Source organism: Dyadobacter sp. CY356, assembly GCF_021440195.1.
Classification (GTDB): domain Bacteria; phylum Bacteroidota; class Bacteroidia; order Cytophagales; family Spirosomataceae; genus Dyadobacter.
In genome coordinates, this window is the sequence record NZ_JAJTSZ010000014.1 from 22,291 (window position 1) to 44,500 (window position 22,210).

A 22,210-nucleotide genomic window follows, 5' to 3' on the forward strand; every position below is an offset into this window, starting at 1 on the left:
TTACTTATGTAGTAATTATTAGATTAATGACATAAAACAACTTTTGATTTCGAAGAAAAAATTACAGCAGCATCGGTAGAAATTCTATTCAAATTCCGACTCGGTCTATACGTTTACACATGAAAATGACCTAAGTAACCGATGGGTATATTCTTTTAACCTATTTACACCAAAATTATTTATCAGTATTTTTTACTTCGCCTCAGCTTTTGATTCATATTCTCAAAAGATTATTCTGTTTTGGGAAGCAACAGTTTCTGTACAAATTTTAAATCTTCATTATGAATAAAATAGCAATTTATACCGGTTTCATTGTCGCATCTGCCTTATGTCATATGGATGTTATGGCACAGAAAGCATTGTATACAAAACCAGTTGCGGCACAGGCTTATACTTTCAGGTCCAGTTTTCCAAAAGGAATTGAGGCAACGCTGGATTCGATCCAGTCGCTTGGCATTGTGGAATTGGAAGGCGGGCCGCAAAAAGGAATGACAACCGCAGAATTAAGAAAACAGCTTGACAAGCGCAATATAAAAATGCCATCCATTGGTGCAGGATATGAATCACTGGTGAGCAATCCTCAGCAAACGATTGATGATGCGAAAATTCTCGGAGCAACGTTTGTGATGGTTGCCTGGATACCTCACGAAAAAAATAACTTCAATATCGAAACTGCGAAAAAGGCGGTAGCCGATTTCAATAAGGCCGGAAAAATCCTGAAGGAAAATGGTATCACACTTTGTTACCATAACCACGGCTATGAATTTCTTCCTTATGAAGACGGGACACTTTTTGATTATATCGTAAAAAATACAAATCCGGAATATGTATCCTTCGAAATGGATCTTTTATGGACCGTGTTTCCCGGCCAGGATCCGGTTGCGCTGCTTAACAAATATGGAAACCGCTGGAAACTGATGCACCTTAAAGATTTAAGAAAAGGTGTTAAAGGAGATAATACCGGAGGAACGCCTGTTGAAAATGACGTAGCCCTGGGAACAGGCCAGATCAATATTCCGGCTGTTTTGAAAGCGGCCAAAAAAGCTGGTATTCAGCATTACTTTATTGAAGACGAAAGTCCTTCGTTTATGAAACAGGTCCCTCAGACCATTGCATATATTAAAGGATTGAAAGAATAAGGTTTTCCTTGCGTGACTGGAGAAGTTCAGACTTTCTTTTTAAATAAAAACGAATCCCGTATCAAGTTGAGACTTTGATACTGGATTCGTTTTTTAATCTATTGACCAAATGGCGGGCCACCTGCCAAAAGCTGATTAATTGACTTTCACAAAGCGAAGCGGTGCATTTTGATCACCATGCAAAACCTTCACGAAATAATATCCCTGACCAAGCTTCCCAACATTAATCCGGTAAGTGTTCTGGCCTGGTGTCACATTGATCGTTGAAGTAGACAACTTCATTCCTGCCATGTTATACAATTCAATTCCGCTATTCCCCGCAGTTTGTGAAGTAAATTGTACGTTCACAAAATCGACAGCCGGATTGGGTGAGACGAATGCTTCGGACAACAAATCAAATTTTGCTGATATAATTCTGCTTTTTGTAAATGTACCATCGTAATCGATTTGTTTCAACTGATAGTAATTAATTCCAGGTTCAGGATTTTCATCCAGAAAGTTATAATCACCAATTTTTTGTTCAGTTAACGCCAGCTTTCCAATTGTCTGCGATGCATTTAATTTACTATCGTTGAAACGAATGATCTCAAAACCCTCACCGTTTTTCTCGCTCAATACTTTCCACGAAAGATTTACACCTTTTGAAACCGGAGTGGCAGCAAAGTTGGAAACTTCAATTGGAAGCGGGACATTTAATGCAAAAGCTTTTGAGCTAGTGGCAGAATTACATGAACCACCCTGAATCTGAAGCTGATAATTTCCATCGGGCAGGTTTGTATAGTTTATAGTTGGACGGTTACTTTGCGGACTGACACTGCTTTCAGTAATCAAATCACTTCCCTTCATAATTTTCCAGTTGATCACATACACACCGTCTCCGTCAAACAAAAAGTTAAGGCTTGAATTTGTTATTGCCCCAATTTCGGTAACAACTGGCCCACGGTTACAGTTTGCATTGATATCAAAACTTTGTGAGCTCACAGAAGATACACAGTCACCACCTTGTATCTGAAGGGTGTAAGTACCATTAACAATGTTACTAAAAACCAGAGCAGCTGTATTGGAAGTAAGCGTTCCAGTTTTTCCACTGGCAAGGGTTGTTCCACCAACATTTTTAATTGCCCAGGTAAGAGAAGTAATTCCGGTTCCTGCAAAATTTACATTCAATCCATTTGATGTGATGTTGGTTACCGAAGAAATTGTCGGTCCACCTGAACATGCCGGTGCCGTCACTGTGAAAGCCTGGCTGGTTACGCTTGATGTACAATCACCACCTTCAATTTCTAATGTATAATTTCCCATATCAAGCGAGGCAAACGTCAGGTCGGCTGTTGTTGCGTTCGATAATGCGCCTGTTGTTCCTGACCTTACTTCTGCACCATTGGATTTAATTCTCCATGTAACGTTTGGAATACTAGTTCCTGCAAAAGCAAAGCGCAGTGAAGTTTTGGTGACATTTGTAATACTTTGCAAGGTCGGGCCAGAAGTACAAGCAGGTTTATCTTCAACAAGTGTTGCACTTTTTGGCTCCTCCGGCCAGAAACAATTTTTTATCTCTTCAACATTGAGCGTAAATCCCATATTTGGATTTTGTACACCTCCATTCCCGGCAATCGTTGTAAGAATAAGATTAAAACTCAAATCATCAAATTTACCAGGGTTAAAATCTTCACGTTGAAGATTTACTCTTAAACGACCGTTAATTATCCTGGCATACTGAAACGATCTTATTCCATCATCACCAGTGTAAACTCCCAAATAAAGCTTATCAGAGATCGGTTTATTATTACATGGGATAACATTACCAACCTGCTGTCCGAGATACCCGAGCGTATAAGTACTTGGGTCTGCCTTGTTAACACAAGTTTTGACAATATCTGCCTTTGGAGTCCCGATAGCAAATTCTCTTGTATCCAAATTAAACAAAACGTCTGTATTGTCATGAGCACGACCAGGCGTATTTTCTTTTTTGATGTAGATTCGATTTTCAACAATTAAAACCCAAATACGATCTCCATTATCTCTCCCGAGCAACTCTCCATCTTCCCATATCCGGCCACCGCAAGAAACCTTCACAGCGGCGACCCGGGTTGCTTTAAGACTGTCGTAGGGCGTTGCCGCGACTAATGCAAAAAATGCACAAACATAAAATAATTTTTGTAAAAGTTTCATAATCAAATTAATGGGAGTTGAGAAGTTAAAAAAATTGAAACAATAAGGTCTGGTCAGCTTTTGCTGACAATCGTAAATAGGAAACTGAAAAATTCAAGGAATACGGAAATGAACAACATCTATAAAAATGTTGGTATCAGTTCAATGTATTAAACAGGCATAACTGTCTGTCGGAGGGATTTTGTAAAAGCAAATATAAAACTATATGTTAAAAAACAATAGAATGTATTCTACAATATACTAGTATATTTTCTACTGAACATAAGTAACAACCTTATGTAAGTCTATAAAAAAATAAAAAATATGATCTGATTTGCTCCAATAGCAAATTTCAGGTCACACTTAGCCATCAAAGGAATTGGCAGAACCAGATTATCAATTTGTTAAATTAATCTGCTTCGTTACTCTTCACTCCATACCTTAACCAGTTCATTGGTTTTTTGGAGCCAGTAACGCTTGCCTGCAACGTTCCAGTGTCCGTCACTTTTGTGGAACCATTCAGGATGTTTCCGGATCGTTGCCTGTACTGAAATCATCGGCGTTTGAAGCAGAGGACTATTTTCTATGAGGGAGATTTGTTGGTTATATTGAAATCTGTTGTTCTCACAAACCGTTACTTTATTGGGGATAAGGCAAAAATAAACCTCTTCAAAACCACGGTTTTTGTAATGTGTTCTAATTAAATTAATGTGATGCACAACAGAATCAACAGAGGCCGGAGTGATTTCATGAAACGGAGAAAGTGGACTTTTTTTATCTGCCTCAACACTATAAAAAAGATATTCATGATTTCTGGAAATGATCGCACCGGTATGTGTGCGGTCAAACCAGGTGAGCATAATGTCTGATTTTAATTCTTTTAGTTTCAAAAAAGGATTAAAATTGAATAGTAGAAATTCTATCCGCTGATTGATCTGGTCACCAAACTTATCCCACCAGAAAGAACTTCCGCCATCCCTGCCTGCCACTGCTTTTGGATAAGTGTCTCCTTTAATCTGAAATCCTCTTTTGATATATAAAGCTTCGTAATCATTTAACAGACGTTCCTGAATGGTCCGTTCAATGATTTCAACTACAAGAATAGATTTTTTTGTAGTATCCAGCTTTACGGTATCAACGTTAACGCCCATCCATATATGGAAATTTTTATCTCCTGCATAATAACTCGTATCCATCGGCGTAAAACTATCACCAATGGTATACAGATCTACATCGCTGTACCTGACCTTGGGTTTATCAGTTTCTGTTAAGGAAGTACTTTTAGCAAAGTCAACTTCTTTAAATTTTAACAAATTGGAAGTATTGTAAAGATCTCCAAACCGGTACTGGTCAGGGATCAGACCTTTTGCAGCAATTTTGCGCTGCAAAGCGGGCGAAAGACTTACTACGAATATTATTCCGGAAACGAATAATAATGAATATCGGATCAACTTATTGATATATCCCATGGCTTAAAATTGGAAATAGATAAATTGATTACTGGTAAACACTCCAAACAAATAACAGCAAAAACAGATCAGCGGAAATAAGATCCAGAATAGCCGGGTGTCGGGAATATATCTTGCGAAATATTTATCCTTAACTATTAAAAGGAAAAGCAATCCGAGCGAAAAAATAAATTCACCGGAATTCATCGCGATATCCGGAACGCCGTAATCAGAAAAGTCAAAGATCTTTTTGATGATTTCAAAAGCTTCGGAAACGCTGTTCGCCCTGAAAAATATCCATGCAAAAGCCACCAGCAAAAAGGTCCATAAAATATGGAAAATCCTGACGGGCAACGGGCCGCCTTTGCCAACATGCTCGCGTCTGAAAATGGTATGGGTATTAAAAATCTGTGCAAGAATCAGATAAACGCCATGGATACATCCCCAGATAATGAACTTCCAGTCGGCACCATGCCATAATCCGCTCAGTAAAAAAACCACTAACGTATTAAAGTAAACTCTGCTTTTTGCCCGTCTGTTTCCTCCCAAAGGAATATAAACATAATCACGAAACCAGGTGGAAAGAGAAATATGCCAGCGTTTCCAGAATTCGGAAATAGACTCTGCAAAATAGGGTGCGTTAAAGTTCGTCATCAGTTTAAAACCCATGACTCTTGCGGTACCAATGGCAATATCCGAATAACCGGAAAAGTCGCAGTATATCTGAAAACAGTAGAAAAAAGTAGCAATTAAAAGTGCAGACGCACTTTGGTTCGGAACATCAGAATAAGCAGCATCCGTGACCAGAGCAAGCCTGTCGGCAATCACCACTTTTTTGAACATTCCCCAGGCGATAAGTGTTAGCCCGGTTCTTATATTTTCCCAATCATAATCGAACTTCTCACGAAACTGCCAAAGCACGTTTTGTGGTCTTTCGATCGGACCTGCCACCAGCTGCGGGTAAAAAAGAACGTAAAGCGAGTATATTCCAAAGTTGTATTCAGCTTTTTGATTGCCCCGATACACTTCAATGGTGTAACTCATCGATTGAAATGTATGAAAAGATAATCCGATTGGAAGAATCAACGCCGGAAACATTTCCCTCAGTGGAGGCATTTCGTTTTTCTGACCGATCAGTTGCAGCACCTGCGTTATGTTATTATTCAGGAAATCGAAATATTTGAAAAAGGCGAGAAATCCAACATTCGCGACCAGACTGAGAATAAGAAGCAGTAACCTTTTTCGCCCACTGGAGTTTTCAATCCATATCCCGGCAAAGTAATCGACAACGATAACGACACCGAGGATTATTAAATAGACAGGGATAAATGACGCATAAAAGTAGGCACTCGCAACAAGCAACAGAACCCATCTAAGTTTCCATGGGATGGTGTAATATAATGTGGTAACAAAAATGAAGAATAGTAAAAAGTGTAAAGAATTAAAGAGCATTTGCTTTGTTGTAAGTGTTAATATCTAAACCAGATCAAGACAAAACTGCACCAAATTCGGGTTTTACGCGGGGGCAAATATAGAGTGTTCTCTTTAAAATTCGTATTTCTTTAAAATATGCTCGTATTTTTTCTAGTAAAAGGTTGCCAAAACAATGGCGTCGTTAATATCTGAAAGCAAGCAGGTTGTTTAATCCGGAATAATAAAAATGAAGAAATCCGCAAATAACAAATTGCCTGCTATCTGCGTATCATCAGATTGAATGTTCGCGCGAATTAGTTGCAGGAACAACAGATTGTTTTATACTTTGCATAAAAAAAGCATTATGGAACCTGCATTATTAAATGAAGTACCCTCGCTTGACCTGGCGGATTACACCTCAGGAGATGCGACAAAAAAAGCAAAATTTGTGGCAGACCTTGGCTCTGCTTTTACCAATATAGGATTTGTTGCCATTAAGAATCACGGGTTAAGTGATGATTTAAGAATTAAGCTGTATGACGCCGTTCAGCGTTTTTTCTTTTTGCCGGAAGATGAAAAGAAGAAATACGAACATCCGGAACTATTTGGACAGCGCGGATATATCGGCAAAGGAAAAGAAACTGCAAAAGGTTTCAAGGTTGCAGACCTGAAAGAATTCTATCATGTCGGACAGCCTGAACCCGTGGGAGACATGGCACATAACGTTTTCCCGGACGAATTCCCGGAATTTGAAGAATATACCACAGCGGTATACAAAACTTTTGAAAACGCCGGTAAAACCTTGCTGAAAGCCATTGCCATTTACCTTGGTCTGGAAGAAGATTTCTTTGAAGATAAAGTTAAAAATGGAGATAGTATTCTGCGTGCTCTTCATTATTTCCCGATTGAAAACCCTGATCTGGTACCTGACGGTGCCGTTCGGGCTGCGGCTCATGGAGACATTAACCTTATCACCTTATTGATGGGAGCAAGTGCAGAAGGACTTGAAGTTTTGCGCCGTGACGGGAAATGGATTGCTATCACTGCCCTGCCTGACCAGATTGTTGTCAACGTGGGTGATATGCTGGACCGACTTACCAACCACAAATTGAAATCGACCATACATCGCGTTGTTAATCCGCCGCGTGAGAAAATGGGCACTTCACGTTTTTCGATACCTTTTTTTATGCACCCGAGGGCTGACATGGATCTGAGTTGCCTTGAAAGCTGTGTGAGTGTGGAATTCCCTAAATTATATGTGAACATGACAGCCGGTGAATTTCTGGATGAACGTCTGCGTGAACTGGGTTTAAAAAAATAAGCCGGTTTGCAGGAGCAGCATTTTAATTGGGATAAGGTAAATAAACTACAAATTTGCCCGTCCGGAACCCTTTACCAGCAATACCTTTGAGTAACCCGATCCGCAGGTTTCGTTATATCATTTACCTTTTGGACATCCTTTTGCTATCGTTTACGGCATTTGGAGGTCCACAGGTACATCTTATAATGATGATTGAAAGGCTCGTAAAAAAAAGAAGATACATTACCGAAGAAGAATTACTTGAATTACAGGCACTTTGCCAGATTCTCCCCGGCCCGAGTTCCACGCAAACAGTTACAGCCATTGGCTTGAAAATTGGCGGACAACCTTTGGCATATCTTAGTTTGCTGGTTTGGTCACTGCCTGCCATGTTGCTGATGACACTCGCTGCAATCGGAGTTCATCTTTTGGAACAGAAGAAAATATCACTTTCATTTACCCGCTTTGTCGGCCCGATGGCGGTGGCGTTTTTAATGCATGGAGCCTATGCCATTGCCAAAAAAGTAATACACAGTTTGCAGGGATGGAGTTTTCTGATCATTTCCACCATTCTCGCTTATTTATTTCCATCACCTTATATGACGCCGCTGTTGATCGTTTCAGGCGGGGTGGCAGCTTCCTTAAATTTCAGGCAACACGAAAAAATGGAACGTGGGCCAATTAAAATTACCTGGCGTCCACTTATCTTCTGGATATCCGTTTTACTTGTCGCAGCCGGAATTGGTACCGTAACGAAATCCCTACCCGTTCGACTGTTCGAGAATTTTTACCGTAACGGAAGCATGGTTTTTGGCGGGGGCCAGGTTTTGATCCCTATTCTTTATAACGAGTTTGTAGAATTTAAACATTACCTGACAGATCAGGAATTTCTTTCCGGAATGGCTTTAACACAGATTGTTCCCGGACCTGTATTTTCTGTCGCTACCTATGTGGGAAGTTTGTCGATGCAGTCATATGGCATAACCGGACAGATTGTTGGTGGCATTGTTTCGACAGCAGGAATATTTTTACCAGGTACATTTTTTATCTTTTTCGCCTACCCTATCTGGGGACAATTGAAAAAATACCGCGGAATCCGTGCTTCACTGGATGGGCTGCATGCCACAAGCTGCGGACTTACTATCGCCGCAGCAATTTCACTTTTTGAACCCATGGCTGTCAACTGGCAGGCGGTACTCACCGTCGCCGTCACATTACTGATCCTTTTTTTTACCAAAATCCCCTCCTATCTGCTCATCATTCTGGGACTTCTTCTTGGACTGTTTATATCATAATTCCTATCCGGAAGCAATCTTTCGGTATTTAATCTAATAAACCATAAGCTTTGTTTTAATCCATTTGTTTTCCAAACTTTGGACACTTGATCCTATTCTTTTCCATTTCATGAAAAAAGCTATAATTTTCTTCGTTTTTCACCTTTCGTTATTTGCTTTCAGCAACTCAAAAGCTCAGAATACGACATCGCCACAATTTTTAAATAAAAACCGCCAGTGGGTTGACTCTGTTTTTGCGACTTTAACGCCGGATGAAAGAATTTCCCAATTGATCATGGTTGCCGCGGTTTCGGATGTTAAACGGGCAGTAATCGATCCAAAAACAAGTAATCCTGCATTTATTGAAAAACTGATCAGGGAAAATAAAATCGGAGGAATTGTGTTTTTTCAGGGCGGACCTGTCCCACAGGCAAGACTGACAAACTTTTATCAATCTATATCCAAAGTTCCGCTTCTGGTGGCCATGGATGCTGAATTTGGTCTGGCGATGAGGATTGACAGCACGGTTCGCTATCCTTATCAGATGACTTTGGGGGCAATTCAGGGGAATGATGATTTGATTTATCTGATGGGCAAACAGGTTGCGCAACAGGCCAAACGCCTGGGTATGCACATCAACTTTGCACCCGTTGCTGATATCAATAACAATCCAAATAATCCTGTTATCAGTTTCCGCTCTTTTGGAGAAAATAAATATAAAGTGGCTGAAAAAGCACTCGCTTATATGAAGGGTATGCAGGATAATGGTTTGCTGACCAGTGCCAAACATTTCCCCGGCCATGGTGACACGGGCACAGATTCCCATTTTGACCTTCCCGTCATCCCACACAACCTGACCAGGCTTGATACGCTGGAACTATATCCGTTCAAGGTTTTGATGAACAATGGTTTGAGCGGTATGATGATCGCGCATTTGAGTATTCCTGCGCTGGACAATACGCCAAATTTACCATCTACGCTATCCAAACCGATTGTTACAGATTTACTACGTAACAAACTGGGTTTTCAGGGTCTGATCTTTTCTGATGCCATGAATATGAAAGGTGTCACCAAATATTTTGCCGATGGAAAAGCTGATGCCATGGGTATGGAAGCGGGAATGGATGTGCTCGAATTTACAGAAGATGTTTCCAAGGCCGTTGCAGAGATCAAAAAAAGTATTGCAGAAGGAAAGATTACACAGGCAGAAATTGATTTTCGCTGTAAAAAGGTTTTGGAGGCTAAAGCCTGGGTTGGTTTAAATCACTACAAACCGGTGGATCTTACTAATTTATACGAAGACCTGAATCCAAAATCTGCGGAATTGACAAATCGTTTATTGACTGAAAAAGCATTGACGATTTTAAAAAATGATGCAAACGTACTTCCGCTGCGTGAAATTGATACGATGAGAATTGCTTCAATTTCTCTTGGAGCTGATACGATAACTACCTTCCAGAAAACACTTGATCTTTATACAAAAGTGGACCATTACTATATTCCGGCAAAAGCAACACCCGCTCAAATGGATATGGTCAGGGCTAATCTGAAAAATTATAATCTGCTTTTGGTTGGCGTGCATTTGGGAAGTATTTCTCCAAAAGTTAATTACGGACTTACCGATCAGATGAGCTCTATGTTGCAGGAATTGATGGCTACCAAAAAAGCGGTGGTTTCGCTGTTTGGAAATCCCTATGTGTTAAACAAAATCCCGAATCCTGAAAATGCCAAAGCGCTGTTGATGGCTTATCAGCTCACGCCTTATACTCAGGATTTGTCTGCCCAGCTTATTTTTGGTGCGATTCCGGCAAAAGGAAAATTACCGGTTACGGTCAATGCACAATTTCCCTATCTGGCAGGTATCGAAACAGAGGCTTTGGGACGTTTGAAATACACAATCCCGGAAGAACTTGGACTGGATTCTAAACTGATCACATTTAAAATTGACTCCATTGCCAATCTGGCAGTTAATGAAAAAGCTACGCCGGGCTGTGTTGTGCAACTTGCAAAAGACGGAAAAGTCTTTTTTAGAAAAGCATATGGAAAACATACCTATGAAGGCACGACCAATGTAAAACTGACCGACTTGTATGATTTGGCTTCCGTAACAAAAATCACAGCTTCAACACTTGCTTTGATGAGTTTATATGATCAGAAAAAATTTGATCTGGACGCGACAATGAAAGATTATCTTCCGGAATTTAAAAAATCAAATAAAGCAGATCTTACCTGGCGCAGGGTTTTGACGCATAGTGCCCGCCTGAAATCCTATATCATGTTCTGGAAAGAGTCGAAAAATCCGGACGGAACTTTGAAAAAAGAAATTTTCAGTACAAAACAGTCGAAAAAATATCCGACATCGGTTGTTGGCGACAGTCTTTTTATTCGTAAAAATTACGTTAAAACACTTTACAAAGGCATTAAAGATTCCCCGCTTAATAAGGACGAAGGTTATGTATACAGCGATTTGTCTTTCCTTCTTTATCCAAAAATCGTAAAAAGTTTAACAGGCGTTGACTTTGAAGATTATCTTAAAAACAACTTTTACAGCAAACTTGGAGCGACATCTTTAACCTTCAATCCAAAACGTTTTTACAAACTGGAAGAAATTGTGCCTTCGGAAAGAGATACGTTTTTCCGCCAGACTTTAATTCATGGTCAGGTTCATGATGAAGCGGCTGCAATGATGGGCGGACTTAGCGGTCATGCCGGACTTTTTGGCGATGCAAATGACGTAATGAAAGTTTGGCAGATGTATTTGCAAAATGGCTATTATGGTGGTCAGCAGTTGATTAGCAAAGACGCGTTATTTGAATTTACCCGTTATCAATATCCGGAAATGGGCAGTCGCCGGGGATTGGGATTTGACAAACCTACTTTCAAATATTCAGGAAATGCGCCAAAATATGCACATCCAATGAGTTTTGGCCATACCGGTTTCACAGGTATCATGGTTTGGGCCGATCCGTCCAACAATCTGAATTATGTCTTTCTTTCAAACCGGGTTTATCCAACGAGAGAAAATCCGAAAATTTCGCAGCTGAATATCAGGACGGCAATTATGGACGTTGTTTATGAAGCATTGAGAAAGAAATAAAAAAGAGTTTGCAATATTTTAGAAGGAGGTCTTGCAGCCTCCTTTTCTATTTTAACCAATTACAAATTACAGTTTCTTATGAAATATTTTCTTACACTCCTCCTTACTTCACTTCTATTCAATTCATTTGCCCAAACACCTACACCGTCACCTGAGAACATTTCAAAACACATAAATTTCCTGGCCTCCGACAAAATGAAAGGCAGGGGCACCGGCAGTAAGGAAAATTTTAACGCTGCGGAATATGTAATAAAACAATTTAAAAAACACGATTTAAAACCACTGGGAACGGATGGATTTAAACAGCCATTTATCGCAAAAGTAAAACGTGTTGTCGTTCCTGACAGTTTAAGAAAAACAGAAAACATCATTGGATTTCTTGATAATGGGGCTGCATACACAATCGTTATCGGTGCTCATTTTGATCACCTTGGAATGGGAAATCAAGGAAGTTCAAAAGAAGAGCATCCTGAGGGAAAAATTCATAACGGAGCAGATGACAACGCTTCCGGCGTAGCAGGACTTATTGAACTGGCACGTTATTTTTCAGAAAATAGCGTTAAAGAACCCTGTAACTTTCTCTTCATCGCCTTTGGAGCTGAGGAGCTGGGACTTTTAGGATCAAAACATTTTGTTAACAATCCGACACTGCCATTAAATAAGATTAACTTCATGTGTAATATGGACATGATCGGGCGTTATAACCCAGATCGGGGTGTGGGAATTGGTGGCGTTGGCAGCAGTCCGCAGTGGTCTGCAATTTTTGAAAATATCAAAGGTGACGTCAAGTTTTTTACAGACGCAGCAGGAAGTGGAGGATCTGATCACGGGTCATTTTACGCGAAACAAATTCCGGTTTTGTTTTTCCATACCGGCGGCCATGACGACTACCATAAACCTTCCGACGATCCCGGAAAAGTAGATACAAAATCAGAAGCAGGCATTCTCAACATCGAAATAAAACTCATTGAGAAAGCCATGAAACTACCGAAACTGGATTTTACCGAAGCAAAATGATTTGTTTTGTCTATTGATATTAATAAACTGTAACCCTTTAATTTTTCAGGACTTGTTCGGATTTGTTGCACCCTCAGTTACATTTGGTCAATCGCTGACATCTCCCGAAGAGTTGTTTGGCACTTTTTTTAATGACGTACAAAACAGTCATATCTTCAATGACTCTAAAACTTTTGCAGACTGTATCCCCAAAGAGGATCCGGTATTGATTATTGAAAGATATTACCAGCAAAAAAATGAACAGGATTTTGACCTGAAAGAATTTGTAATGCAAAATTTCAGGATTCCGGCAGAAATCAAGGCTGATTATGTAGTGGATAACAGCCTCACAACCGAGGAACATATCCGTAAATTGTGGCCCTATCTGACCCGCCAGCCCGAAGATCAGGAACGTGGCGGTTCACTGATTCCCTTACCGCTTCCGTATGTTGTCCCCGGCGGACGTTTCAGGGAAATCTATTACTGGGATAGTTATTTTACAATGCTTGGTTTGAAAGAATGCGGAAGAGTTGACCTGATCGAAAATATGATCAATAATTTTGCGTATCTGATCAATACCTTCGGACACGTACCAACCGGAAACCGAACCTATTACCTGAGCAGGTCGCAGCCACCATTCTTTTCACTGATGGTGAGATTATACAGCGAAATGAGCGGCAAGAAAATCCTGAAAAAATACTTGCCCCAAATGAGAAAAGAGTATGATTACTGGATGGATGAGGGGAATTGTGAAAGTGGTGATTTCAATTGTAACCGCCGTGTTGTGCGTCTTCCTGACGGGGTTTTACTAAACAGATACTGGGACGATAAAGCCACGCCAAGGCCGGAAGCATTCAAGGAGGATGTGGAACTGGCAGAAGAGGCTTTTGAAAAACATAATGCATCAAAAGAGTCGGTTTACCGGCACATACGCGCTGCGGCAGAATCTGGCTGGGATTTCAGTTCGAGATGGTTTGATGATGAAAGCGATTTTTCAACCATACACACAACAGACATTCTCCCGGTTGACCTGAACTGTCTGATGTACCATTTGGAAAAGACAATAGCCGAAGCCTACATGCTGAATGAAGAATTTGAATTGTATCAGAATTTTGAACTAAAAGCTAAAAAACGCAGTGAGGCAATTGATACTTACTTTTGGGACGGAACCCGGAACTACTATATGGATTATAACTTTGTCAAAAAAGAGCACTCCAAATCAGTAACACTGGCGGGTTCATTTCCTTTGTTTTTTAAATTGGCCGGAAAACAGCAGTCGCACTATGTTCGCGCTTATATCCGTCTCAACTTCATGCGGTCTGGTGGTTTGTTGACAACAAAGTTAAAAAGTGGCCAGCAGTGGGATGCCCCAAATGGCTGGGCTCCGTTGCAATGGATTACCTACAAAGGTTTGCGCAATTATAATTTTCACAAAACAGCCAATGAGTTGAGTGACGAATGGCTGTCTCTCAATGAAAAAGAATTTAAGCGGACCGGAAAAATGATGGAAAAGTATAATGTTTCTGACACGAATCTGGAAGCGGGCGGAGGTGAATATGACGTTCAGGAAGGTTTTGGTTGGACAAACGGCGTGTATTTACGTATGAAAAACAGAAGAAAATAGGTTATGTCCGTTACTTTCAAGTCTGCAATTCATCATCTTGAACACCTGGCAGGAACCAGGTATTTACTTGTTCCGGGAGAAATTGTAGAAAAGCTCGGAGGTTCATTTTCTATCCGGCTTTGGTGTACGGTCAATGAAAAAATAAAATGGCAATGCGGACTTGTTGCCCTGGGTACAGGAGATGCCTACATCAGTATTAACGCTCAGCGTATCAAACAGCTGAAAGCAAAAGCTGATGAAACGTTTGACGTGGCTCTGGAAGTAGACGACAGTGAATATGGCCTGGAAGTACCGGAAGAGTTGAAAGAATTACTGGACCAGGATGATGAGGGAAACAGTCGTTTCAATCAGTTGGTTGCCGGTAAGCGCCGTTTTATTATTCGGCATATCACAGCAGTTAAAAGTAGTCAGCTCAGAATTGAACGCGCTGTGACATTAATTAAAAATCTGAAAAGGCTGCCAATAGGAAAAGAGGGTTTCAAAGAAATTTTGGGCAAATAAGCGTCAGACAGGATCAGGGCATAAATTATCTGATTTTAATATTAATCTTGAAAAATTCCATACACGACTACGATTTATCGAAAAAAAAATTAATACCTTGGAATAAATTAACACCTCGCAACTAATTACATGAAACTTAATATATACCAAATAGACGCCTTTACCGATCAGCTTTTCTCAGGAAACCCGGCTGCGGTAGTGCCGCTTGAAAGCTGGCTTCCTGATCACACGCTTCAAAGTATTGCAGCCGAGAATAATCTGGCTGAAACTGCTTTTTACGTTCCTAATGAAAACGGTTTCCATATTCGCTGGTTTACACCTACTGTTGAAGTGGATCTATGCGGCCATGCAACAATGGCGGCGGGTTATGTGATCTTCAATATTCAGGGTTATGAAGGAGATTTTATCAGGTTTGAATCACTGAGTGGTGAATTAACAGTTCATTGTAAAGACAATTGGCTGACGCTTAATTTCCCGGTTGACCCATATCACATTGCTGTTCCGCCGCCGGCATTAATGGAAGGTTTAAGTGATGCTTCGATTCTGGAAGTTTATAAAGGAAAAACGGATTATATGGTCGTGCTTGATACAGAGGCGGAAGTACGTGATCTGGATTTTGACATTATTGTACTTTCCACGATACCGGCACGCGGTATTATTGTAACGGCACCTGGTGACGAAGTTGATTTCGTTTCAAGGTTTTTTGCTCCGCAGTCGGGTGTTGATGAAGATCCTGTGACAGGTTCAGCACATACTACCCTGATTCCATATTGGGCTGAGAAACTTTCTAAAACTGATCTTACTGCAAAACAACTTTCAAAACGCGGAGGTTACCTGAAATGTAATCTGGACGGTGAACGCGTTAATATTGGTGGGCAAGCCCGTCTTTATTTGAAAGGCGAAATTGAAACTGAATAATCAGATTTTATAAAATATTTAAGATAGTCATTTATGGTCTGACAATCCATAAATGACTATTTTGTTATATTCTGTAATTTGGATTTTTGTCCGGCATATAAACCAGCAATAACCAATACTGTTCCGATTACGGTATAAATCGTGACGGGTTCATCCATTAACCACCAGGCAAAGAAAAAGCCAAATAACGGACATAGAAATAACCATAAAGAAGCGCGGACCGTATCAAGCCGAAGCAGATAAAACCAGCATATTAAACCAGCCACAGACACTGCAAGACTTAACCATATTACAGAAGCCCAGAATGTCAGATCCCAAGTTGTTGCACCAAAATCACTAAATGAAACCGTAAAAGGAAATAAAAAAATACCTCCAAGCATTACCTGCCAGCCATTAATCAGCAGATTCGGTAATTCCCATTTTACACTCGCGTAGTAAACACTGGCGGCAGAAACAGCCACCATACTGATCAAAAGCAGCGAAATACCTGTTAAGGTTGTAAAGCTGTTTTGTAATAAAGGATAAGTTGCAACGGCCACACCCGCCATACCCAGTACAATTCCCATCCATTCTGCTTTTGCCGGTTTTCGGCCGAGCCACCAGGCAGATAACAAAACAATGATCAGTGGATTTGTAGAAACTGCAAGACTTCCAATTCCGGCGGCGGTATATTTCATCGCACACACGTACAAGCCCAGATACAGCGTTGTATTCATAAATCCGAATAAGGCAAGCTGTTTAAATTCGTTTCGATCTGGAAGGCGAAATGTCGGATCTTTTTTAAAACCGTAAGAAAAACCGAGCAGCAATATACCTGCAATAAAAAAACGAACGTTTGCTAATATCAAAGGAGAAGCAGACTGAACACCAAACTTGGTTGCGACCGAAGCAGAGGCCCACAGAATGGAAAAGACAAGACCAATTAGAATATTTTTCACTTCACAACACAATTATGTTTCAAAAATACAAGATGCATTTCGGCTTCAATCTCTCTTTTTTATATTTTTGAAGATGATTAGTAAAAAAAACACGAAATGGCTTTTTGTAATTCTTCTTATCACCCAATATTACAATTCTGCTTTTTCACAAACCCAATGGACATACGATTTCAATAATGGCCTTTCTCCAATGGAAAAAGGTGGTCCGGTTTTGCATAAATTGGGGCAATCCGGGCAATTGATCAAGGAAAAAGTACCCGGAAGCGGAGAAAAAGGTGTTCCAGAAATTATCCGGACAGTATATCAATTTGAAAAAAATACGGGTTTACAATTCGACAACAAAGAGGCAAATGGATTTTTGAACAAATCCTTTACTGTTGAAATTTATTTCAAACTGAATGAACTTGACAGCTGGAAGAGAGTTCTGGATTTCAAAAACCGTAAAAGTGATTATGGCAGCTACATTTATGATGGCAAACTGAATTTCTACGATTTTGCCATAGGCGAAAAAGCACCGGTCAAAGCCAATCAATACATTCATTACGTATATTCCCGCGACTTTGAGACCAAAGCCATTAAAATGTATGTGAACGGTATTTCAAAAGTTGAATTCAAAGATCCCGGCACAGAAGGCGTCCTGGATAATGATCAGGTCCTGAATTTCTTCCAGGATGATCTGGTTGCAAATCATGAGGCAAGTGCCGGTTCGGTGGCACTGATCCGGGTATATGACAGAGTCATGACACCCGTATTTGTCAGGAGAAGTTATCAGACAATTAGCCGGGCACCGAAAGAGGTAGTAGCTGAAGTTGAAGCAGTAAAAGAAGAATCGAAGCCGGTTGAGAAGGCAACTCCCGTGATCAATACCAGTCTTGTGCAGGTTACCGGAAAAGTGTTTGAAGGAAAAAATCTTGCTGCTGTTGAGAATGCAGATGTTTCTGTTCGTAAAACCAATAATGATTCGCTGGTTGCACAAAGCAAAGTTCATAATGGCTCCTATGCTTTTCAGTTAAAACCACATGAATCCTACAAAATTTCTGTAAAAGCACAAGGTTATCAAACCAAGGTTATTCCGGTAAGAACTACGAACCGGGCCACAGAAGTTAAGTCCTTAATAAGCCTGAGCCCTGAGACATTTGATAGGCCGCTGGCGACATTATTGTTTACCCAAAGTACAGAAACATTGGAAAGCCCTGCAAAAACACAGCTTGACTCACTCGTTTCCTATTTTCAAAAAAGAACAGACCTGAAAATTATGCTGAAGGGACACACAGATAACATCGGCGATTTTGATAAAAATCTTTTGCTTTCAACGCAGAGGGTACTGGTAGTAAAAAATTATTTCCTTGAAAAAGGAATTTCAAATGAAAGAATTCAGGGCATAGGTTATGGCTCGACAAGGCCAACTCAGAAAAATCAAACAGAGGAACTAAGGAAATTGAACCGGCGGGTGGAAGTTTGGGCAGAGCCTCTAAAAAGATAAAGCCATCTCATAAAGACGGCTTTATACTGACTATTCCTAAACCCTTAACCTTTTCTTATCTTTATATTTATCTGAATAACAGAATATTAATCAAAACCGTTACCCAAATTAAATTATTTTTTCAATCTACATTATAAAGGCGTCTTTTCAACTCACAAACCTTCAAGTGACACCACTTTAATTCTTTTATTCCAATCAATAATCCGATCACCAAGTTTAAAAGAATCCTTTATTTGACGGCATTATTAGACAAAGTCACATACACATCAATAATACTCCAATTTTTTTAAATTAAACCAGGTATACATTGACAATATACGAAGCAAATCGAATTTCAGTTCAAAGTTATGTAAATATGCCTCAAATTATTATCAAGAGGCTTTAAAACTTTAAAAACCGGCAATATTAAATCCTTAATGAAGTTCGAATAAATAATTAACAGCCCGAAACTTCATGGATTTATTCAATTCTTACCGCTGTAAACCGATATACAAATATCACAATAAATTTTGATATTACAAATAATATTAAATCAACAAAACAAAATATTGTTTGGAATAATCAATTAAAAAAATATTCTACTGCGTCATTTTTAGCACTTTATGAAACAATAAATAGAATATTATTTTATGCCAAACTAAAAAACCAAATAAAGTAGATTCTTAAAATATTTATATATCTTTAAAAAGTACAATCATTGATTATAATTATTCATCGCAAACTGTATCCCCAAAGTACAAAAGGAAATAACCATATCTCCGGCAGTATCCAGAAAAATCGGCAATTCATCCATTTCTTCCTTGGAAAATGCTTTTAATACATAATCTACTTGCCTTCCGCGCGGAAAATTATTTCCAATCCCAAATCGCAGCCTGGGATATTCAGAACTAGCCAGGACTTCCTCGATATTTCTTAAACCATTATGTCCCCCGTGGCTTCCTTTTGGTTTGATACGTAATATTCCAAATGGCAATTGCAATTCGTCAACAATTACCAGAAGATTTTCCTTTGGTATTTTATATTGATCCATGTAATACCGGATCGCTTTACCGCTCAAATTCATGAAAGTAGTCGGCTTGATGAAATAGAACTGCCGCCCCTTATGTTTCCATTCCGCCACGAACGCCAGTTTTTCAAAGGAAAACTTAAAATCATTTTGAGCAGCAAGCCTGTCAAGCACCATGAAGCCAATGTTGTGCCGTGTGAAAGCATATTCAGGACCAATATTTCCAAGTCCTGCTATCAGGTATTTCATTATTGTTTTATTAAATTATTATGATCTGAGGAAAAATGAAAAACTATGCGACAGATCGTTATTTTTATTGACAGTTTCCTGATATTCTAAAAGTCAGAAAAGCAGAATTATTTTTCAAAATTAATTGAATAAGAAATAGGAACGAAATAACTTATCCGATGACAGCTTTTAAAGGTTGAAAGACAAAGATTATCTTCCGATTCTTAGCCCACATGATACATATTGCTTCGAAAAGTTTTACATTTCACAATTGTGAGCTTAATTTAGGCTTAAATTCAGTAAAATTACAAGATGTCCATTAAACGACTAATTTTAAGCAGCCCTCTGTTAGAGATCATGACCAGCCGGTTATGCCAGGAACTTATTGAAAATCACCAGGATTTTGACAATTCAGTTATCATGGGCCTCCAGCCCAGAGGAATTTTCTTTGCAGAACGTGTTGTTGCTGAATTAAGAGAAAGGACAGGAAAAAATATTCTCCTGGGTCATCTTGATGCCACGTTTTACAGAGATGATTTTCGCCGCCGCGACTCCCCGCTCCTTCCAAATAAAACAAATGTTCCGTTTTTAATCGAGGGCAAACGTGTCATCCTTATCGACGATGTTCTTGCCAGCGGACGAATGGTACGCGCCGCACTGGATGCAATGACAGCATTTGGCCGCCCGAAAATGGTTGAACTTATGGTTTTAATAGATCGTCGCTATAACCGGGAATTACCTATTGAGCCGGATTACGTCGGCATGAAAGTCAGTACTGTCGAAACCCAGCGCGTCCAGGTTGAATGGAAAGAACAAGGTTTCGAAGCTGATCATATTTGGATGGTTGATTAATTTTTAATGGTTAATTGTTAAGGGTTAATGGTTAGCACGTAGCCAAATACTTGCTGCTGGATCTTTATATTCATTTAAGATCTCACTTAAAAATTTTTATCCTTTTGAAAATGAAGCAATAATTGTTAAAGTACGTGCTTGCAAACACATTAACCCTTAACCATTAATCCTTAACAATTAACCATTAATCCCTCGGTACATTGTTGCTTTCGCGGTTCTCGGCCTTTTCAATTCCTTCTGTTTTGTAGGTTAGTTTGTTGATATAGAAAACTTCCCGGCCCAATCCTACTGTTGAAGGTCCGACGCGCTGCATGCCGTAGGCCAGAAAATACTGACCATACCATGGCGCCAGATAGGCATTTTCGTTTGTCAGAACTTTTTCAGACTGCGACTTTGCCGTTATTTCAAATTTTTCATTTTCTACGACAACCTTGCTTCTATTGATAACTTCGGTATGAATATTTCCATCCTGGGGATACGCCAGTATAAAATAGTCGTTGACAGGCGTGAGCTGCACCATTTCCTGTAACTCAAAACTGTTGAGATCTTTTATGGGAATACAATTATCCCATTTAAATTTCCCATTGCGGTCAAATCCGCACACAATGGCGTGTGTGTAACGATAGCCTTCTATACTCCGGCCAGAATAAGGTCTGTTTATTCCGTTGGTCACAATTGGCGTTCCTGCCCGCTGGTTGGGATAATAAACTTCTGCAACCAATACAATTTCATCATCCGTCTGGATCAATTCATGCACGAGGAGCCGATAACGGAAACGATTTTCTTTGCCAAGACTTTTACGTTTTCCAATACGTTCCATCACACGCTGACGGCGCTTGGGTTTCATAAAATTGAAAAAATTCTGAAGTTCAGAAAATTCAATAAATTCGGGACTATCCGGCTCGTTATCTTTCACATGTGTAATGTATAAACCTTGCGAATAAGGTGTACAACCAACAGAATAATTCCCGATCAGATAGGAGTCATCCTGATTTAATGGGACAATCTGTCCGGAAATAAAACTGTTTTTCGGGTCGCTTAAAGTCGTTTTCTTTACAAGTCTGCCTTCGTATGAATATGTTTTTATTTCAAAAACACAGTTCTTCTTACGATATGCATATGTAATCACGTTGATGATCCCATCCTGTTCGTTGATATCAACATTATTCAGCTCCGTATTTTTTTCATACAATCCAGGCAAAACTTTGCTGGTGTGATCAAAAAAGGAATGTACCACGACAACTGGCCGTGAGCGATGATATCCGGCTATAATGGCCTTACTGCCAATGACTTTGAACTGATGCACATCAATTCCGGAAAGAAGATCGCCTTTGAAAGTTTCAATAGCCCCATCGTTAAAGTTCATTTGAATAAACAGGAAATGATCTGTATCCGGCTGGGCAAAAAGCCAGTAACCATGATCTCTTCCCTGATGCGCCATAACCGGCGTATAGCGGTTGTCAAGCTTGTAACTAACTCTCCAAAGTGGATTTAAGGAGATATCATATTTCGTAAATTCCCAGGTTTCGTTACGGTTTCCTATAAAATCATCCCCGCGTACAAGAGAAATCAGCCCTCCGTTCCCCAGAGTAAAAACCTCAAAAACCTCCGAACGGGAAGAACTTGTAGGAATTTCAAGACGATCAGATTGTTCTAATTGTGCCCAAACCCTGGAGGGTAAGGCCAGACAAAATTGTATGATCAGACAACTTTGAATCACAAATAGTAAATGGTTCTTCATAAGTTCTTAGTCCGGGGTGTAAGTCTGTTCAATATTTACCCTAATTTTGCATCATAAGGATAACATATCATTAATATATAAATATTTTTATTCAAATAAAA

General features: G+C 39.7%; 16 protein-coding genes. 10 read left to right on the plus strand and 6 right to left on the minus strand.

Features of this window, described 5'->3' with window-relative positions:
* The first annotated feature begins 281 nt into the window (after positions 1–281).
* Entirely contained in the window at positions 282–1,139 is an 858-nt protein-coding gene (locus LXL81_RS28550) for a sugar phosphate isomerase/epimerase (RefSeq protein WP_234651486.1), read from the plus strand.
* Between the two features lie 135 nt (positions 1,140–1,274).
* Here the strand turns inward: LXL81_RS28550 and LXL81_RS28555 are convergent, their stop codons facing one another.
* The 3 genes from LXL81_RS28555 to LXL81_RS28565 form a co-directional block, all read right to left on the minus strand.
* Entirely contained in the window at positions 1,275–3,311 is a 2,037-nt protein-coding gene (locus tag LXL81_RS28555) for a T9SS type A sorting domain-containing protein (RefSeq protein ID WP_234651488.1), read from the minus strand.
* A 401-nt stretch (positions 3,312–3,712) separates the two neighbouring features.
* Positions 3,713–4,759: a hypothetical protein gene (locus LXL81_RS28560; protein WP_234651490.1), complete on the minus strand. Its 1,047-nt coding sequence runs from the start codon at positions 4,757–4,759 to the stop codon at positions 3,713–3,715.
* 3 nt (positions 4,760–4,762) lie between these two features.
* Positions 4,763–6,190 carry an MBOAT family protein gene (locus tag LXL81_RS28565; RefSeq protein ID WP_234651491.1) on the minus strand — a complete coding sequence of 476 codons (1,428 nt, stop codon included), beginning with the start codon at positions 6,188–6,190 and terminating at the stop codon, positions 4,763–4,765.
* A 325-nt stretch (positions 6,191–6,515) separates the two neighbouring features.
* Between LXL81_RS28565 and LXL81_RS28570 the strand changes: the two genes are divergently transcribed.
* The 7 genes from LXL81_RS28570 to LXL81_RS28600 all read left to right on the plus strand — a co-directional run bounded on the left by LXL81_RS28570 (position 6,516) and on the right by LXL81_RS28600 (position 15,861).
* A complete protein-coding gene (locus LXL81_RS28570; protein WP_234651493.1) occupies positions 6,516–7,472 on the plus strand; it encodes an isopenicillin N synthase family oxygenase in 957 nt (318 codons plus the stop codon).
* A gap of 86 nt (positions 7,473–7,558) precedes the next feature.
* Positions 7,559–8,746, plus strand: a complete 1,188-nt coding sequence (gene chrA, locus LXL81_RS28575; protein ID WP_234651495.1) for a chromate efflux transporter — start codon at positions 7,559–7,561, stop codon at positions 8,744–8,746.
* A gap of 109 nt (positions 8,747–8,855) precedes the next feature.
* Positions 8,856–11,822: a glycoside hydrolase family 3 N-terminal domain-containing protein gene (locus LXL81_RS28580; protein WP_234651505.1), complete on the plus strand. Its 2,967-nt coding sequence runs from the start codon at positions 8,856–8,858 to the stop codon at positions 11,820–11,822.
* Positions 11,823–11,900: 78 nt separating this feature from the next.
* Positions 11,901–12,839 carry a M20/M25/M40 family metallo-hydrolase gene (locus tag LXL81_RS28585; protein ID WP_234651507.1) on the plus strand — a complete coding sequence of 313 codons (939 nt, stop codon included), beginning with the start codon at positions 11,901–11,903 and terminating at the stop codon, positions 12,837–12,839.
* A gap of 52 nt (positions 12,840–12,891) precedes the next feature.
* Positions 12,892–14,442 (plus strand): alpha,alpha-trehalase TreA, encoded by a 1,551-nt coding sequence (treA, locus tag LXL81_RS28590; RefSeq protein ID WP_234651509.1) that lies wholly within the window; start codon positions 12,892–12,894, stop codon positions 14,440–14,442.
* A gap of 3 nt (positions 14,443–14,445) precedes the next feature.
* Complete coding sequence (locus LXL81_RS28595) at positions 14,446–14,943, plus strand: YdeI/OmpD-associated family protein (RefSeq protein WP_234651511.1); 498 nt, start codon at positions 14,446–14,448, stop codon at positions 14,941–14,943.
* A 129-nt stretch (positions 14,944–15,072) separates the two neighbouring features.
* On the plus strand, positions 15,073–15,861 hold the full coding sequence (locus LXL81_RS28600) for a PhzF family phenazine biosynthesis protein (RefSeq protein WP_234651513.1): 789 nt from the start codon (positions 15,073–15,075) through the stop codon (positions 15,859–15,861).
* A 56-nt stretch (positions 15,862–15,917) separates the two neighbouring features.
* Here the strand turns inward: LXL81_RS28600 and LXL81_RS28605 are convergent, their stop codons facing one another.
* Positions 15,918–16,799, minus strand: coding sequence for a DMT family transporter (locus LXL81_RS28605; protein WP_234651514.1), 882 nt, complete (start codon positions 16,797–16,799; stop codon positions 15,918–15,920).
* A gap of 73 nt (positions 16,800–16,872) precedes the next feature.
* Here LXL81_RS28605 and LXL81_RS28610 point away from each other — a divergent pair, with 73 nt between their 5' ends.
* Positions 16,873–18,282, plus strand: a complete 1,410-nt coding sequence (locus LXL81_RS28610; RefSeq protein WP_234651524.1) for an OmpA family protein — start codon at positions 16,873–16,875, stop codon at positions 18,280–18,282.
* 694 nt (positions 18,283–18,976) lie between these two features.
* On the opposite strand, the gene pth is transcribed toward LXL81_RS28610, so the two are convergent.
* Positions 18,977–19,537, minus strand: a complete 561-nt coding sequence (gene pth / locus LXL81_RS28615; protein ID WP_234651533.1) for an aminoacyl-tRNA hydrolase — start codon at positions 19,535–19,537, stop codon at positions 18,977–18,979.
* Positions 19,538–19,828: 291 nt separating this feature from the next.
* Here pth and pyrR point away from each other — a divergent pair, with 291 nt between their 5' ends.
* Positions 19,829–20,368: a bifunctional pyr operon transcriptional regulator/uracil phosphoribosyltransferase PyrR gene (gene pyrR / locus LXL81_RS28620; protein WP_234651535.1), complete on the plus strand. Its 540-nt coding sequence runs from the start codon at positions 19,829–19,831 to the stop codon at positions 20,366–20,368.
* A gap of 184 nt (positions 20,369–20,552) precedes the next feature.
* Here pyrR and LXL81_RS28625 read toward each other — a convergent pair whose 3' ends face one another.
* Positions 20,553–22,109, minus strand: coding sequence for a hypothetical protein (locus LXL81_RS28625; RefSeq protein WP_234651538.1), 1,557 nt, complete (start codon positions 22,107–22,109; stop codon positions 20,553–20,555).
* Positions 22,110–22,210 lie beyond the last annotated feature (101 nt).

Bases quoted from the DNA above. Each gene is read 5' to 3' on its own strand.
- LXL81_RS28570 (WP_234651493.1), top strand. From the start codon at position 6,516: ATGGAACCTGCATTATTAAATGAAGTACCCTCGCTTGACCTGGCGGAT.
- LXL81_RS28560 (WP_234651490.1), bottom strand. From the start codon at position 4,759: ATGGGATATATCAATAAGTTGATCCGATATTCATTATTATTCGTTTCC.
- LXL81_RS28600 (WP_234651513.1), top strand. From the start codon at position 15,073: ATGAAACTTAATATATACCAAATAGACGCCTTTACCGATCAGCTTTTC.
- LXL81_RS28585 (WP_234651507.1), top strand. From the start codon at position 11,901: ATGAAATATTTTCTTACACTCCTCCTTACTTCACTTCTATTCAATTCA.
- LXL81_RS28565 (WP_234651491.1), bottom strand. From the start codon at position 6,190: ATGCTCTTTAATTCTTTACACTTTTTACTATTCTTCATTTTTGTTACC.
- LXL81_RS28595 (WP_234651511.1), top strand. From the start codon at position 14,446: ATGTCCGTTACTTTCAAGTCTGCAATTCATCATCTTGAACACCTGGCA.
- pth (WP_234651533.1), bottom strand. From the start codon at position 19,537: ATGAAATACCTGATAGCAGGACTTGGAAATATTGGTCCTGAATATGCT.
- LXL81_RS28555 (WP_234651488.1), bottom strand. From the start codon at position 3,311: ATGAAACTTTTACAAAAATTATTTTATGTTTGTGCATTTTTTGCATTA.
- LXL81_RS28610 (WP_234651524.1), top strand. From the start codon at position 16,873: ATGATTAGTAAAAAAAACACGAAATGGCTTTTTGTAATTCTTCTTATC.
- LXL81_RS28580 (WP_234651505.1), top strand. From the start codon at position 8,856: ATGAAAAAAGCTATAATTTTCTTCGTTTTTCACCTTTCGTTATTTGCT.
- pyrR (WP_234651535.1), top strand. From the start codon at position 19,829: ATGTCCATTAAACGACTAATTTTAAGCAGCCCTCTGTTAGAGATCATG.
- LXL81_RS28625 (WP_234651538.1), bottom strand. From the start codon at position 22,109: ATGAAGAACCATTTACTATTTGTGATTCAAAGTTGTCTGATCATACAA.
- LXL81_RS28550 (WP_234651486.1), top strand. From the start codon at position 282: ATGAATAAAATAGCAATTTATACCGGTTTCATTGTCGCATCTGCCTTA.